This window comes from bacterium (genome assembly GCA_037128595.1).
In the GTDB taxonomy this organism is placed as follows: Bacteria; Verrucomicrobiota; Kiritimatiellia; order CAIKKV01; family CAITUY01; genus JAABPW01.
Map to the genome: position 1 here is coordinate 132,770 of JBAXWB010000005.1, position 15,719 is coordinate 148,488.

General features: G+C 56.1%; 12 protein-coding genes. 11 read left to right on the forward strand and 1 reads right to left on the reverse strand.

Translation table 11 applies throughout. The features are described 5' to 3' along the window. The first annotated feature begins 6 nt into the window (after positions 1 to 6). The 10 genes from WCS52_04255 to WCS52_04300 all read left to right on the forward strand — a co-directional run bounded on the left by WCS52_04255 (position 7) and on the right by WCS52_04300 (position 12,384). Complete coding sequence (locus tag WCS52_04255; protein ID MEI6166385.1) at positions 7 to 1,359, forward strand: aminopeptidase P family N-terminal domain-containing protein; 1,353 nt, start codon at positions 7 to 9, stop codon at positions 1,357 to 1,359. Between the two features lie 14 nt (positions 1,360 to 1,373). Continuing rightward, positions 1,374 to 2,243 carry a M15 family metallopeptidase gene (locus WCS52_04260; GenBank protein ID MEI6166386.1) on the forward strand — a complete coding sequence of 290 codons (870 nt, stop codon included), beginning with the start codon at positions 1,374 to 1,376 and terminating at the stop codon, positions 2,241 to 2,243. Between the two features lie 27 nt (positions 2,244 to 2,270). Beyond that, positions 2,271 to 3,125, forward strand: coding sequence for a hypothetical protein (locus WCS52_04265; protein ID MEI6166387.1), 855 nt, complete (start codon positions 2,271 to 2,273; stop codon positions 3,123 to 3,125). A gap of 154 nt (positions 3,126 to 3,279) precedes the next feature. After that, the gene (locus WCS52_04270) at positions 3,280 to 4,809 is read left to right on the forward strand and encodes a hypothetical protein (protein MEI6166388.1); all 1,530 of its coding nucleotides are present in this window, start codon (positions 3,280 to 3,282) and stop codon (positions 4,807 to 4,809) included. A gap of 12 nt (positions 4,810 to 4,821) precedes the next feature. Further along, a complete protein-coding gene (locus tag WCS52_04275; GenBank protein ID MEI6166389.1) occupies positions 4,822 to 5,550 on the forward strand; it encodes a copper homeostasis protein CutC in 729 nt (242 codons plus the stop codon). An 11-nt stretch (positions 5,551 to 5,561) separates the two neighbouring features. Next, positions 5,562 to 6,437, forward strand: coding sequence for an SGNH/GDSL hydrolase family protein (locus WCS52_04280; GenBank protein MEI6166390.1), 876 nt, complete (start codon positions 5,562 to 5,564; stop codon positions 6,435 to 6,437). A 17-nt stretch (positions 6,438 to 6,454) separates the two neighbouring features. Beyond that, on the forward strand, positions 6,455 to 8,362 hold the full coding sequence (locus WCS52_04285) for an acetylxylan esterase (GenBank protein MEI6166391.1): 1,908 nt from the start codon (positions 6,455 to 6,457) through the stop codon (positions 8,360 to 8,362). Between the two features lie 2 nt (positions 8,363 to 8,364). Then, complete coding sequence (locus tag WCS52_04290) at positions 8,365 to 9,690, forward strand: D-serine ammonia-lyase (protein ID MEI6166392.1); 1,326 nt, start codon at positions 8,365 to 8,367, stop codon at positions 9,688 to 9,690. Beyond that, positions 9,687 to 11,273 carry an amidohydrolase family protein gene (locus tag WCS52_04295; GenBank protein MEI6166393.1) on the forward strand — a complete coding sequence of 529 codons (1,587 nt, stop codon included), beginning with the start codon at positions 9,687 to 9,689 and terminating at the stop codon, positions 11,271 to 11,273. Before WCS52_04290 ends, WCS52_04295 begins: the two co-directional genes overlap by 4 nt. A 94-nt stretch (positions 11,274 to 11,367) precedes the next feature. After that, a complete protein-coding gene (locus tag WCS52_04300; protein MEI6166394.1) occupies positions 11,368 to 12,384 on the forward strand; it encodes a LacI family DNA-binding transcriptional regulator in 1,017 nt (338 codons plus the stop codon). Between the two features lie 68 nt (positions 12,385 to 12,452). On the opposite strand, the gene WCS52_04305 is transcribed toward WCS52_04300, so the two are convergent. Next, positions 12,453 to 14,417, reverse strand: coding sequence for an MFS transporter (locus WCS52_04305; GenBank protein MEI6166395.1), 1,965 nt, complete (start codon positions 14,415 to 14,417; stop codon positions 12,453 to 12,455). Between the two features lie 226 nt (positions 14,418 to 14,643). Between WCS52_04305 and WCS52_04310 the strand changes: the two genes are divergently transcribed. Continuing rightward, a complete protein-coding gene (locus WCS52_04310) occupies positions 14,644 to 15,579 on the forward strand; it encodes an AraC family transcriptional regulator (GenBank protein MEI6166396.1) in 936 nt (311 codons plus the stop codon). The last annotated feature ends 140 nt before the right edge of the window (positions 15,580 to 15,719 follow it).

Genomic DNA, 15,719 nt, shown 5'->3' on the forward strand with positions numbered 1-15,719 from the left:
CCGATTATGAATATCTCCAAAATATCGATTCCGGAGTTTGGTGTTCCCCGGGAAATTCCGCTGATTCCGGCCACGGTTTACGCCGCACGGTTGGTGCAAGTGCGTGCCCGGATGCGGGCGGCGGGACTGGATTGTCTGCTGGTGTATGCGGACCGTGAGCATAGCGCAAACATCTCCTACTGCACCGGGTTCGATCCGCGGTTTGAGGAGGCTCTTTTTGTGCTTACGGCCGAGGGGCAGGCCTCCTTGTGTGTGGGAAACGAATGCGTGAATGTCGTGTCCGAACTTCCCATTCCTGCCGACATCCTGCTTTGCCAGGAATTCAGCCTGATGGGGCAGGACCGGTCAATCTCCTGGGATTTGAAGCCGGTCCTCGGCAAGGCGGGCCTCCGCGCCGGAATGCGCTGCGGGATCGCCGGTTGGAAGTCACTCCGGGCCGACCGCCTTGAAACCCCTTCCTATATCGTGGAACTCGTGACGGAGCTTTGCGGGTCACGCCCGGTAAATGCCAACGACCTGTTCATGCATCCGCGCGATGGCCTGCGAATCCACAATGAACCTGAGCAGATCGCTTTTTTTGAATATGCGGCCACGCGGACGTCGGCCTCGGTTCTGAACGTCTTGAAGGCCCTGGAGCCGGGGAAACGTTGCTTTGAACTCGCCAGGCAGTTTGATGATGGCGGCCTGCCTCATTCGTGTCATCCCATGCTGGCGTGTGGCAAGACGATTCCGAATGGAATGGCATCACCCGGTAACGGCAAGGTTCAGAAGGGGCAGTATCTCACCTGTGCCTTTGGGATCTGGGGTGCGCTCACCTGTCGGGCCGGCGTGGTGACGTCCGATCCGTCTGAATTCATATCGGGGAAAAAACAGGAGGCCTTCAAGCTCATTGAAAACTATCTGGCCGCCGTACGGGCATGGTATGGGGCCCTGGATGTCGGGGTTTCTGCAGGAGAGGTCTGGGCGGCGACCGATAGTGCCCGGGATAAGTCTTTGTACACATTTTGTGTGAATCCGGGGCATTACCTCCATCTGGATGAGTGGGTGAGTTCCCCCTTCTGGAAGGGATCTGATATTCCACTGGCTTCCGGCAGTGTCCTTCAGGCGGATATCATTCCCGTCTCCCTCAAGGGCCCCATCAGTGTCAATATGGAAGACGGCCTAATGCTGGCGGATGCGTCTCTCCGTGCGGAACTGGAGAAGAGCCAGCCTGCCTTGTACCGTCGCTGTCAGGCGCGGCGGCAATTCATGATAGAGGTTCTGGGCTATCGGTTGAGCGAGTCGGTGTTGCCTCTGGGCAATATCCCCGGGGCGTATTTCCCCTGTCTGCTGGATACCAGTTTGGTTTATTGCAAGTAACGGTTAGGGCTGCCATGAAAAGTGAATGCAACGATGAAGAGGCGAGGCGCGCATACTGGTCAACGCAGATGGACGCGGCCTACGCCTTTATGGGTAAGATGCTTGAGTACCCCGTTGAGGAGTGTGGGGAATCATTGGTCTCCCTGAAGGAGGCCGTCGCTGCTGAAGGACTGGCCGTGGAGTTTTCGCAGTCCCTGATCGCCGGTCAGGACGCGCGTTTATTCTATCTGAGGTCGGGGTTGATTCCCGATTTTCTGGCCGTGGCAAGGGAGATGAACGAGCGGGGTTGGATGCTCAAGGTGGAAGACGGGTTCCGGTCAAGGGAGATGCAGCGTCATATCGCGTTGCACGAAACTGTTCTTGATCTCGTCCTGCAGAAGGTTATCTGGGAAACTCGTGGCACGATTCCGGACCCGGTATTCCTGTTTCAGCGACTGACCTGCTTGATTGCGACATACCCGAAAATTGGTACCCACATGTCTGGTAGTGCAATCGATATTTCGGTTTTAAGGGCGTCGGATCATTCGGAAGTCGGTCGCGGTGCCCCTTATCTCGAAATGTCCGAATTAACTCCGATGGAGTCTCCTTTTGTCAACGCGGAGGCTGCCCGAAACCGGGAGGCCATCAGCGAGTTGATGCGTCACCATGGGTTCATTCCCTATCCCCAGGAATTCTGGCATTACAGCAAGGGGGATGCTTACGCTGAGTCCTTAACTGCTTCAGGGCGCCCTGCACGGTATGGCGCGGTTGATTTTGACTCGTCCACTGGGCGAGTCAGCCCGATTCTGAATCCCTGTGAGCCTTTGCACTCGATGAATGATATCCGGAGACATATCGCGTTAGCGCTCGACCGCGTGAAATTGCGGGCTGAAAAGATCAGGTAAGCACCAGGGGAAGCAGACGTAAAATTAATGAAAACATCGCTGAAACTAGGTATTGGAGGTTTCTGGGTTTCCATAGTGGTGTCCCTGGCATCGGCTGGTGCTACCGCGCCTGATGCGGGAGCCGCACTCCAGCCCGGGATAAATAGCGCCGAGGCCAAAGCGGATTCCGTGCTCACGAGGATGCGTGAGTTGGCCCGCGAGCGTAAGTGGAAAACCCTTGTTGAGCAATTCCAGGATGAGGATATCGATGCCTGGTCGGCGACCGTGAAGGATAAAAGCGCCATGGCCATAAAGATGGCGGAGGCGTCCAACTTGCGCGGTCAAGCCTTCGGATTCCTGAAGGACAATGTGCGTGCCGGGAAGGATTTGCGAGTGGCCGTGGAGCTGGTTTCCTCCAATGGATCGTATTGGTGCCATCTGGGCGACTTCTCCCGGGATGTCCTGAAGGATGAGTCCGGAGCACTCGACGCGTATATCAAGGCATTTGAATGTACGGGGAACACGTTCGGCTATTTGTCGATCAGTGTCACGCTGAATGCCGCATCCATCCTGGTCGGTCAGGGTAAGTATCAGGATGCGCTGAAAGTCATGGAGCGATATGACGAAAGTGATATCAGGAAAATGCAGGAGATGGGACCCTGGTGGGGGACCAAGATGCTGGACATGAACAAAAGGATTTATGCCGGCCTTGGACGGAAAGAGGATTCCGGGTTGGTGCTCGTGGCGGAGGGAAAAACGGACTATCAAATGATCTTGCCGGACACTTCACCAAACCCTGCGATTGGCGAGAGTCTGAAACAGGTGGCGTATTCATGTAATCAGTCCAAACCAGGTGGAGCGTTCACTTTGGTCGAGTACCCAAATCGCCAAAGATATGGATGATCGGACGGCCTTTGGCGAATGGGTGTTTTAGTCGGTTTCCCGGGCCGGAGTCGCGAAACATCCTGGGCAGGGATGGGGTGAGTGGGCCTCTGGCGTTCGGTATTCGGGTATGCCATAGAAGAGGAATGATCTCGTATAAAATAGGAAAAACAAAATGATGAAATTATTGAAATTGTCTATATGGGTATTGTTGGTTTCGTTGTCGGCGGGGGGCGGTCGCGTGGGTGCGGGAGAGGCCTCTTATGGTGCCGCCTATCAAGCCGGACAGAGTTTTGAAAAAGCCAAAAAGTGGGTGGAGGCGCGTGCCGAATACGAAAAGGCGCTTGCGGTGCCGGGGAACACTCCTGACCAGACCGGGGAGGCTCTGCTCAATATTGCGGCAGGTTATCATGCCGAAAATAAATTTCTTTTAGAACGACAGACTCTGGAAAAGGTGCTCTCACTCGCCGGCATCTCCAATGCCGAAAAGGTCAAAGCCCATTTGGCGCTGGGCGGCCTCTTTGTGTGCTACGGGGACTGGGCTAAGGTCAAACCGGAGTTAATAACCGCCCTGAATATCCCCGGGATCTCGATCGAGCAGAAAGCCGCAGCGCAACAGGCTCTGGCGAAAACGCTCATGAATTTAAGGGAGTATGCGGCGGCCCGTACCTTGTTGAAAGAGCTGGTGGTTAATGAAGCCCTGCCGGACGATGTCAGAACGACCACTCAAGTTCTGATCGGAAAATCACTCATGCTTGAACGGAATTATGCTGAGGCCAGGACGGAATTCGCCAAAGTGTTGGCCATGACGAAGGTCTCGAATCCGGTCAAGGCGGAGATCCAATTGTATGTCGGTCTCAGCTATTACGAGGCGCAGGATTACGCCCGGGCCAAGCTCGAGTTGACGAAGGTATTGACCATGCCGGGTGCGGAAGTCCGTGCCCCGTGGGATGGGGGACGCATTGCCTACCAGCCGGCGCGAGAGGCGATGCTACGCTTGCGTCTCAGGAATCTCGGTCCCGATGACAATAAGATTCTCAAGGTGCTCTTCATCGGCTCCAGTCACACTTATCGTGGTGACATCCCTGGCTTGGTCATGCAATTGGCGGCCTCGGCGCCAACGAATCAGCCCCGGATCATTGCCGGAGATTACCTGCGCATGGGCACGACGATCAATACCTTTTGGAACGCCGGTGACACTCCCGACACGGCTCGGGGTGTGATTACGTCCGAGCCTTGGGATACGGTGGTGTTTGAGTCCTTTTACAGCCTGAAATCTGAAGAACTGATGAAATATGGGGCACTCTTTAGTGACCTGATCCACAGCAACCATGCCAATGCCGTTATCTATGAGACCCCAATTGCACAGGCGAAGCCGTATCCTGATGGATATCGTAAATATCACGATGATAGTATGGCGATGGTAAAGGTCCTGAAGGCGCCCGTGGCCCCCAGTGTTCTAGCCTGGATGCAGTTTCTGGGGCCGGCCCCTACGGCCGAGCAGTTCGGGGTCGTGTATGCCGATTGGATTCATGCCACGCCCAAGGGCGCCTACATTACCGCCTGCGGCATGTATGCCGCACTCACGGGCTGTAGTCCCGTGGGTCTGTATCATCCTCAGGATATTTCTGAATCAGATGCCCTGAAATTTCAGCAGCTTGCATGGAATGCCTATCGTGAAACGAATTTTGATGTAAAGTTATAACAAGGATAAACAATGAATCTTGAAATATGCCTCGACAACTATGAATCGTTGATGACCGCGGTAAATTCTGGAGCGGACCGGATAGAACTATGCGCCAGTTTGAAAGAAGGGGGCTTAACGCCTCCTTATTCATTCATCGAAACCGCCTTGAAGGTCCAGATTCCGGTGTTTGTCATGATCAGGCCCCGCAGTTGTGATTTCTTGTATTCGGGCGGTGAATTGGAGCTGATGCTCAAAGATATCCATATGGCAAAAAAGCTGGGCGCGCCGGGTGTTGTTTTTGGCGTTTTGACAGAGTCGGGTGAAATCGATGTTGCCGCCATGAAGTCCTTGATGAACGAGGCCAGGGGGCTGGAGGTCACGTTTCATCGGGCGGTGGACCAGGTGAGCGATATCTGTAATGCCGTCGACATTTTAATCGAACTGGGCGTTAAGCGCATCTTGAGCTCCGGACAGAAGGTGAGTGCCTATGAGGGAATGGATACGCTTGCCCGCATGGTTCTCCATGCGAACAATCGAATCATGATCATGGCCGCGGCAGGGGTGGTTCCTTCCAATGTCAGGGAAATTGTGGAGAAAACGCATGTGCATGAGGTCCATTCTTCCGCCGCAACGTTTCGCCGCAGTCATATGAAATACGTCAAAGGTGAAGCGGAAATGGGTGATGGGAAGGATTTTTCCCTGACGGTGACCGATGGGGAGATGGTTCGACAGCTCAAAAATAATATCAAGGGGAAATAATGAACGTGAGAATGATGAACATCATGGCCCTTTGCTTGGTCCTGCTTGTGGGGACGGGCGTTGCGCAGCAGCCTACCACGACCATGGAGTTGGCCAAGATATTGCCCGTGATGGTGGGACTCCTGCCGCCGGCGGGAACGGCCCCGGAAGCCCTGCTGATCAAGTCCGGTGACAGGGTCGCGTTCATCGGGGACAGTATTACCGCGTATGGTGGCTATGTCCGGCTGACGGCCTATGTATTGAAGATGGCCTATCCCGAAATCAAACTCCCCCAGTTCATCAGCGCGGGCGTGAGCGGGCAGAAAGCCGAGGGCATGGAGCCGCGTTTTGAAAAGGACATGCAACTGACCAACGCGCCGACCTGGATTTTTATCAGTGTCGGCATTAACGATGTCATGCACCGGCTTGGGCCGCCGCATGATCCTGCCGTTTTGGCGGCCTATCAGGAAAATGTAACCAGGATGGTTGTCAAGGCCCAGAAGGCCGGCGCCAAGGTGGTCCTTCTGGCGCCAACCATCATTCAGGAAGATCCCGCTACCGAGGGGAATAAACGGCTGACCCTGTATGTGGAGGCAATGCAGCGGATTGCCATCGAAAAAAAATGCGGCTTTGTGGACCTCCATGGGATGTTCCTTGAAGCCCTTGCTCGGAAACCTGCCGGGCTGAAATTGACCATCGATGGCGTGCACATGGGGCCTTATGGTGATTCACTCATGGCGATAGGGGTGCTGCGTGCGCTGGGTGTGCCGGATGCAAAGATCGCTTCGATTGATCTGACCCCTATCATGAACCTGCGGTTGACGATGCCAGTTGAGCGGGCGGCGAAAGAGCTCGAGGTTCCCCTGTCGCGGCTTTTCAGTCTCCCGGGGATTGGGTTTTCATTGTAAGCGGAAGGAAGTAGTTTATGGGTGTGACTCTTTGGGAAAACTTGTCTAATCAGGTCGAGGTCATGGCGCGCAAGGCGTTGAGCGATGTGGGTACGCTTGAGGACTGGAAGCAGTTGCGGCCTCAAATCAAGGCCGATTTCATGGCTTCCATGGGCCTGAATCCGCTTCCCGAAAAGTGTGATCTGAAAATAACCGAGTACGGGGCTTTTTCGGGTAAAGGATTTCGTGGACGCCGGATCGGGTTCCAGATCCTGCCGGATTGCTGGTCCTCTGCGTGTGTGTATTACCCGGAAACCATGAAGGCGGAACGGCTGCCGGGAGTGCTGTATGTCTGTGGTCATGGGGGCGTCGGGACCCTTGAGTTGCAGAGTCATCCTATCATGTGGGCGCGCAGGGGGTATGTCTGCCTGATCGTTGACACCATTGAACAGAATGACAATCCGGGGGAGCACCATGGATTCGACGTCGGCAAGCTCGATGCCTGGATGTCGATGGGGTATACCTCTTCGGGCGGCGAGTTGTGGAATGCCATCCGGGCGCTGGATGTGCTCGCGGCCGATTCCCATGTTGATCCGGCTCGCCTGGCGGTGACCGGAGTCTCAGGCGGAGGGGCCTGCAGTTTTCACCTGGCAGTGGCAGACGAACGGATCAAGGCCGTCTCAACCTTGTGCGGGATCAGCACCCCTTTTGACGCCATTGCCAACCGGCACCTGATCAGCCACTGTAACTGCATGTATCCCAATAATCTCTATCGCCGGGACACCAGCGAGTATGCCGCGCTTATCGCGCCTCGTGCGGCGCTGTTTTGTTTTGCGGATGACGACCTCATTTTTCATGCCGACATCACCCGGGCGCTGGTCGAGCGCACCCGGAAAGTGTATGCCTTGTATGGGCAGGAGCCCCAGTGCGGGCTGGTCACCTGTCCCGGCGGACACGGGGACCATCCGGAATTCGATGAGGCGACCAGCCGGTGGTTTGACCGGCAGGTGGCCGGGGCGGAGCATCCGATGCTCAAGCGGGGCGAGAATGAACTGTCGGAAAAAGAGGTGGCGGTGTTTAATGGATGTCCGCCGGTACCGAATCGGATGGAGCTTTTGCCTCACTTGATTTCACCACGGGGAAGTTTGCCGTTGCCGGAGGATCTGCAGGAGTGGGGCGCGATCCGCCACCGGGCGTTGGCCGCGCTTCCGGCCTTCCCGGGCGATGATGGAAAATCCTTTTTGAAGCCGACGGGAGTCTGGCGTTTGCCAGAGGGAACAACCTATGAGCATCGCGGCCAGATTGAAGGCATGGCGCTTTGGATGTATCTGCTTACCCCTGCCAAGAAGTGCCGGAAATTGATCCTGGGCATTGCCGGTCCTGGTGGCGGGGCGAGGGATATCCTGGGCGATATACATGGGGCCATGCCGCCGGGGGCCGCGGTTTGCGGCGGGTTTGAGCCCCGTCTCGCCGGGCTCACTTGTCTCGCCGCGGAAAACTTTGTGTTTTCCATTCGCAAGCTTCTGGCGTTGGCCTTCCCCATGACGGGAAGCACGCCGGTGATGATGACGAGTCACGATATTGATGTGGCGGTCGACACTCTCGCGGGAATCAAGGAACTGGCCGGGTACGAGATTTATCTGTATGGCAAGGGGGACGCCGGCGTAGCGGCATTGTATAGCGGCATTAAGGATGAACGGATTGCCGGGGTCATCCTGGAAGATGCCCCTGGCTCCCATCTGGACGGGGCACCGATTCTGGGCGTTTTGCGGGCCTTTGATATGCCCCAGGCGGTGGGACTCATGGCGCCGCGTAAGGTGGCCCTGGTCAACCCGAGTCATCACGGGTGGACCTGGCCGGGGCGGGTATATGACCGGTTGGGGTGTCCGGAACGGTTCATCGAAGCGGCTACGCTACACGAGGCGGTAACTCAAATACTGGGCTGAAGATGAATATCAATACGCAGAGCTTAGCCATTGAGAAAATCAAGGCCGCACAACCGCTTTTCTGGGAAAATCCCGGCTGGAAGCCGGTCGGGGAATGCCTTAAATCACTTCCTTTGACCTTCCAGGATATGCTTGATGCGGAAGCCCGGCTGCAGCGTTTTGCACCCTTGCTGGCGGAATGTTTTCCGGAGTTGAATGCGAGCGGCGGGCTCATTGAATCCGCCCTGATTCCCTGCCCCAAGCTCGCTGCCCGGTTTGCTCGTGAGGATGGGGTCGAGGGGCTTGCTGGGGTATACGTTAAGGCGGACCACGCATTGCCCGTCGCTGGCTCTATCAAGGCGCGCGGCGGTATATACGCCGTACTCCACTTTGCCGAGAAGGTGGCCCGGGAATCGGGGGCCATGGATGACCGCCTTGACTACCGTCAGCTGTTAAGTCCTGGATTTCGCAAGCTGTTTGGCGAGTATGAACTTTCGGTGGGGAGTACCGGAAATCTCGGGCTGAGCATTGGCATCATGGGGACTGCTCTGGGCTTCCGTGTCACCGTCCATATGTCCCGGGAAGCGAAGGCGTGGAAGAAGCAACGCCTGCGCCACCGCGGGGTGAATGTCGTTGAACATGCCTCAGACTATACGGCGGCGTGTGTCGAGGCGCGCCGGATCGCGGATGGAAATCCCAAAATTCATTTTATTGATGATGAGAACTCCCTGGAGCTTTTCCTGGGTTACAGCGTCGCGCTCCTGCGGTTAAAAGCACAGTTCGCGGAAGCCGGAATCAGGGTGGATGCGACGCATCCGGTATTTTTCTATCTCCCCTGCGGGGTGGGGGGCGCACCGGGTGGAATTACGTTTGCCGCGCGCCAGGTATTCGGAGACTTTGCCCGCTGCTGTTTCGTCGAGCCCGTGCAGGCCCCCTGCATGACCGTAGGTCTTATAACCGGGAAACATGCCGATGCCAGCATCTATGATTTCGGGCTGACGCTGAAGACGGATGCTGACGGTCTGGCCGTGTCCTGTCCCTCCCGTTTCGTGGGCAAACTGATGGAGCCATTGCTGAGCGCCTGCATCACGCTGACCGACAGGGATATGTATCGCTATCTGTTGGCCATGTATGAGGTCGAGGGGATGGAGGTGGAGCCTTCGTCATCCTCTGCCTGCGGAGGAGTTAAAATGCTCTACAAAACAGAGGAGGGATTGGCATTCCTCACGAAAAATGATTTGCCGCTCCATCCTGGTTCCGCCACTCACATTTTCTGGACAACCGGTGGGCTTTTTGTCCCCGCCGAACAGCATGCCGCCTATCGTGAAAAAGCAAGGGAAGTCATATGAATCCAATATCCGCCTATTTCGATGTCAATGCCAGTTTCGGTAACCCGGCCGGTGGGGTGCCTGAGTTCCCCACCTGCGCCTCACGTCTGGCACATATGGACCGGTTAGGTATCAGCCGGGCCCTGGTGTGGAACGTGGAAGCCCGGCAGCATCACAGTCTTTCCGCCAACCGTCGCTTGTTGGATGAAATTGCCAGTACGCCGGGAGCGCAAGGGCGGATCGTGCCTGAACTGGTGGTCTCCGGGTTGATTACCTATGAGCAGGATGGGATACGGAAACTGGTTGATCAGATGCAGGAAGGGAACACGCGCGCCTTGCGGTTTGTCAATGTGTTCGGTCTTCTGTCCCTGGTCCAGTGCGAACCGGTCATCCGTGCCGTGCTGCATCTGAACCCGTTCATTGTGGTGGGCGGCGATGAGACCTCAACGCAGGATATTCTTGATTTCACGGCGATCTTCCCGGATGTACCCCTGATCCTGTCCGACCTGTCCTGGGTCAAGGGTATTGGGACCTTCGATCTGATGCGGCGCCGACAAAACGTGCTGATGGAAAACTCCGTGTGGCACAGCTGGGGTGGCGTGAGTCTCGCCGTGAAACACTTCGGTCCCGAACGGGTGCTTTTCGGGACGGGGTGCCGCTCGCATAATGGCGCGGCGATGTCCGCCCTGGCCCGGGCGGATATTACCGATGCGCAGCGCGAGATGATTGCGCACGGTAATCTGGACCGCCTGACCGGGCTCAAGGCGCCGCCGGCGATGGGGACGGCCTCCAAAAGTAATGGCCTGTGGCAGCGTTGCCTTTCAGGGGAGTCGTTAGGCGTGGACATGGTCGATGCGCACGGTCATGTGGGTCCTTCCGCCGGATTTGTTCTCGAACACCAGGACGAACACGCTCAAATAGCGAATTTGCTCGAGGCGATGGATGGGCTGGGGCAACGCACCATGATCATCTCGGGCTTACAAGCCTTGCTTGGTTCGGCGATCGATGGAAATCGGCAGTTGAGCACGTTGCTCAAACCGCATGCCGACCGGTTCCTGGGCTACCTGGCCTTTAATCCCTACTATGCAGAGGGGTTGACGCCGCATCTGGATACGTGGTTTGCCAATCCCCAATGGGTCGGGTTCAAGATTTTGTGCGATTACTGGAAGATCAAGGTAACCGATCCGCGCTTCGAGCCGATGTGGGAGTATGCGAACGCCCACCGCCTTCCCATTCTCATGCATTCATGGGAAAATACGTGGGACTCACCAGCCATGGCGCGCGAGATCGTTCAGAAATACCCGGATCTTTCGCTCCTGGTGGGCCATTCCGGTGGCACGAATGGCGGGCGCCGTGAAGCGGAAGCCTTGGCGGCGGAGTTTCCCAATGTGTTTCTGGAATGGTGTGGCAGTTTTTGCAGCACCCGGCTCTGGGAGGAAACACTCAAAACGGTTCCTGCGTCGCAAGTGGTTTACGGGACCGATGCGGCGGGGCACGATATTTACTGGGAATTGGGGCGCCTGCTGTCCATCGATGTCGGGGATGAGGTTCTTGGCCCCATTCTGGGGCAGAATATGCGCCGTATCCTTGCCCGGCGGCGCTGAGTCCAGAATGATGGGGGCCGCTAAATATCGTTATGGCGGAAAATTGCAATTTCAAATATTCTACCTGTAGATATCACATCGTGGAGTTTTGATTATGGCGATTACAATTGATGACATTGCCCGTGAGACGGGTTATCACCGCACGACGGTGTCGAAGATCCTTGCAGGTGACAAACGTTGTTACGCTTCGGCCAAGACGCGTGAGTTGATCATGGAAACCGCGAAGCGCCTGAACTTTGTGCCGAATTACTTTGCCCGCAGTCTCCAGATGCGGCGCTCGTATGCGGTCGGCGTGGTGGGGCGGCTGGAAGCGTCCGGAGTTACGGGCGCGATGTTCAGGGCGATTGTCGAAGGGCTTCGTGCCAAGAGCTATCTCCCCTTGTTTTATGAATGCTCCGCACTGCGGCAGGATGAGGATCGGGCGCTGCAGGAGATGCGTCAGCGCATGGTAGATGGGATCATCCTGGAAGTGTACAGTGATATTGAGGCATTGAAACGGGTGTTGACGGGGGATATCCCGCTGGTGACCATTCTTAATAGCAACACCTCGACGCTCCCCTCTGTGGTTTCAGATCGCTTCGAGGCGTTCAGCACCGGGACGCAGTGGCTGGTGGATCGCGGGCACAAACGGATTGCGTTCATGGGCGTCGGGATGGTGGAGGCCATGCTTTCCTCATTCAACGTCACCCGGCTTAAATTTGAAGGATACCGCTCTGTTTTGGAGCGCCACGGCCTGCATGATGTGACGCTTGTATGTGACGGCGGTCCCCAGTCCGGTGATACACGGGAGTTCGTAAGGGCCCACGGTGAACTGTTTAAGTCGGTCACGGCCGTTATGGCTTGCAGCGATCGGGTGGCGATCGAGGTGATGACCGGACTGGCCGAAATGGGCATACGTGTCCCGAACGACTGTTCCGTCATCGGCTTTGATGATACCGATTTTGCGGTGGCGGTAAATCCCCGGCTCACCACGTTTAATCCGCGCCGTGCCGAGGTAGGTGCGCGGGCCGTGGAAATGGTCCTGAATCTCATCGAAGGGAAGCCGGTGGAGAACGTCACCATCATTCCTGAGTTAATCATACGGGAATCTGCCGGCCCATGCCGGGGTTAGGTAGTGAGCAGTACCGTAACCACCAGTCTCAATCCCGCCGCATGCGCATGTTTAAGTATGGTTTTCATTTATCGCCCAGTTTCTCGCCCTATCGGGGCAACGGGATCATCCAGCTGCGTCGAGTAGCCGCGTTCTATCCTGCAAATCCCTTGCAGGATTCCAATGAGAAGAAAACTCGTCAGGACATTTGAGGCGGTAAAGACAATCGCGCCTATTTCCATGTTCAGGTTGATCGCGATCACCACCTGGACAATCCAAAACGCCTGGACAGCCAGGTAGAGTATTCCCTTCACAACCAGCACGCCGTGGTGCGGAATGCCATTGACCAACGGTTCGCCTTTCCGGGCCCGCTCCAGGTCTTTCAAGATATTCTTACGGACATGGCGCCAGTAGGTCCAGGCGACCAGCGACAGGGGAAGCAGCACATAGGCATGCCAGGATAACGCTCGCATGGCCTGCCGATGGGCCATCCATGCCATCAGGCCGGGCATGCACAGCATGGATATGGCAACCACCGCACCGAACAAGCGCAAAGCGACCGCAATCCATTTTGACTGGGGGCCTTGTGTTTTCACGACCGGCATCTCTTCATATCCCTTCGGATCCCAGGTGGCCGGTGGATGATAATGCTTATCCCCTCCCAGTCGATACCACTCACGGTAGGCGATGACGATGATGACCGCGCATGTGGCTGAACCGAGGAATTGCCAACCGAAAATGAATCGATACGCGAAGTCGGAGCCATGGCAGAAGAACTTGATGGTGTCGATGTACAGTCCCGCCAGGACGCTGGCTCCCAGGCACAAGAAGGATCTCAGGATCGATTGGGCTGAACAGAACTGCCCGAATCTCGATTGCGGGAACATGCGCATGAAGAGGGGCATACTGCTGGCCGCCCCGAGAGCGCCAAAGAACGTTTCCAAGGTGCCGGAGGCCAGTGATAGCCAGAAGTAATAGTTGCCCGGCAGGGTGACAAAGACCCAGACGAATCCCGTCAAGGCACCGACGCCCGAGAAGAGCGTCATGTAGGCCGTGACCCTAAGCGGATGCCAGCGGTCAATAAAGACCGACGCGACATACATCGCCCCCAGCGAGGTGATGCCCGTGATGGCCCCGAGTTTCCCGATGTCCATCAAGGGTAGCCCCATCTCCTTGCTGAAGAATATCCAGAATGGGTTAATGGCCATGCGGCCTGCACTGACCGTGGTTAAAAGGAATATCATCCAGTAGATCTTGTGGGTGAACGACTCGCGAAGGAAGGTCTTCAACTCGATCAGCATCTTGCCCTTCTTGGCCGGAGGTTGGGCGTCCACAGGCGGATATTCCCCCTCCTTTACCATAAGGCACATGATGCCGAAGCCGATAAAGTAGAGCAGGGCCGCGCCAAGAAAGATCTCCCGCATGTGCGATTCGGCATATTGGAAGACAAAGTAATTGTACACCGCACCTGCCACCGTGCCGACGATCCTGAAGACACCGGTAAACCGTGCGAGAAATTGAGCCGGCACAACATCATTGAAGAGGTAATAAAAGACCGACCCTACAAACATGTTGAAGAAGCTGAACATCGCAATGAACACCCCGATGAGGGCGATGGAGACGGTCGCCGGGGCATAGTTAGAAAGGAAAGTGGAGTGGTTATGCAGGAAGGAGGATATGGCGTCGGTCCACCCGATCAGCATGAGGCTCAAGCACAGAAACGGCATGGTCCAGACGATGAATGGGATCCGTCGCCCCCATCGGCTACGGTAACGATCGCTTTTGACGCTCACATAGGGGCAAACGGTCATGGTGAAAATATTCGGAACAGTAGTGAGCACCAGTCCGATGAGCCAGTTTGAGCACCCAAGGCTTTTCAGTTTGAGAGGGAGCACGGACGGGCCTACTGCTTCCATCAACGTGAAACAGAAATCGCCCCAAAGCAGCCAGGCGAACAAGGCGGTTAACCCCATCTTGGTGTAGGTGAGCGCTCCGCAATGGTACCGTTTGCCGCCGTCACCGCTCGCAACCGTCTGGCTCTCACATAATTTCATACCCATGTCTTCCTCCGGATTCTGGTCAAAATCAATAGAATCGCTGATTCCCGTCCGGCCTTTCCTTGATAATCTCACCAATTATTAGCACAATGCCACCAGTCGCAGAGGGGGTGAAGCGAAAGTAATAGCCCTGAATCTATTATGGTTTAGGTAATGTCTATTTTGTTTCCTTGACGGACTTTTGAAATATTCGCACAATATCACCAAATTCAGACCTTGGCGCATGAAATCGACTAATACCTTCGGCGACACTTTATTTGACCGGTCCGATTTCCCGCTCACTGCAGGATGGCGGGAGGACCAGGTCCCGATACCGTTGCACAACCATACCTTCGAGGAATTGGTCATCATCGAAGCCGGGACCGCTGACCATTTCGTGAATGAGGGCGAGCGATTTCCTCTCAGGGTGGGGGACGTTTTCGTCATCAAGCCGAACTCCGCCCATGGTTTCGATTCACCCCGTCAACTGGTTCGGGTAAACATTCGCTTTCATCTAGAACGCCTTTCGTTGCCAATGGCCGAAATGTGCAAACTGCCTGGGTATCACGCCTTGTTTGAGTTGGAGCCCCGCTACCGGCAGCACCACCGGTTTGCGAGCCGCTTGCGTCTTGGGATGACGGACCTCCGTCACGCTTTGGATCTGGCGAAGGAAATGGAGTCGGAATTGACCCGGCGGGCCCCGGGCTACGAATTCGCCTCGTTATCGAGTTTCATGCGCCTGATCGCGTTACTCTGCCGATGCTACAGCCGATCGACGACGCCCCTTTCCCTGCCGCTGCTTCGTGCGGACCGGGCGATCCAGTACCTGGAATCGCACTATCAAGAGGAGATATCCCTGCGCGACCTCGGTCACCATACTCATCAATCCGTCAATACGTTGCTCCGTGTTTTCAAGGCGGCCACAGGACACTCCCCGGTCCAATACCTGCTAAACCTGCGGTTGAGAAAAGCGACGGAACTATTGATCGAGCGCCCGGATCTGGGCGTAACGGAAGCCGCTCTGGCCGCAGGATTCAACGACAGCAACTATTTCAGCCGTCTCTTCCGGCGGCGGTTCAAGGTGAGCCCACGGGCCTTCAGGCTCAAAGCCTGGGATTCGCTCGGCGATACTCCCCTCCGCGACGCCGTCCGCCCATTGGTGGACGGCAGTCAGGGATGATTAACAATAACACCAGGCACGCCTCGTTCTCTCGTAGGGATCTAGTGATATTCTCCTAGTAATTGGTGAGAACGTCAAGGAAGCGAGGATCGAGGGGAGGCTATATTTTGTGGATAGAAGGTTAAGCGTGCCCATGTCGG

Coding starts and splice junctions, on each gene's coding strand:
- WCS52_04255 (MEI6166385.1), top strand. CDS start 7: ATGAATATCTCCAAAATATCGATTCCGGAGTTTGGTGTTCCCCGGGAA.
- WCS52_04260 (MEI6166386.1), top strand. CDS start 1,374: ATGAAAAGTGAATGCAACGATGAAGAGGCGAGGCGCGCATACTGGTCA.
- WCS52_04265 (MEI6166387.1), top strand. CDS start 2,271: ATGAAAACATCGCTGAAACTAGGTATTGGAGGTTTCTGGGTTTCCATA.
- WCS52_04270 (MEI6166388.1), top strand. CDS start 3,280: ATGATGAAATTATTGAAATTGTCTATATGGGTATTGTTGGTTTCGTTG.
- WCS52_04275 (MEI6166389.1), top strand. CDS start 4,822: ATGAATCTTGAAATATGCCTCGACAACTATGAATCGTTGATGACCGCG.
- WCS52_04280 (MEI6166390.1), top strand. CDS start 5,562: ATGATGAACATCATGGCCCTTTGCTTGGTCCTGCTTGTGGGGACGGGC.
- WCS52_04285 (MEI6166391.1), top strand. CDS start 6,455: ATGGGTGTGACTCTTTGGGAAAACTTGTCTAATCAGGTCGAGGTCATG.
- WCS52_04290 (MEI6166392.1), top strand. CDS start 8,365: ATGAATATCAATACGCAGAGCTTAGCCATTGAGAAAATCAAGGCCGCA.
- WCS52_04295 (MEI6166393.1), top strand. CDS start 9,687: ATGAATCCAATATCCGCCTATTTCGATGTCAATGCCAGTTTCGGTAAC.
- WCS52_04300 (MEI6166394.1), top strand. CDS start 11,368: ATGGCGATTACAATTGATGACATTGCCCGTGAGACGGGTTATCACCGC.
- WCS52_04305 (MEI6166395.1), bottom strand. CDS start 14,417: ATGAAATTATGTGAGAGCCAGACGGTTGCGAGCGGTGACGGCGGCAAA.
- WCS52_04310 (MEI6166396.1), top strand. CDS start 14,644: ATGAAATCGACTAATACCTTCGGCGACACTTTATTTGACCGGTCCGAT.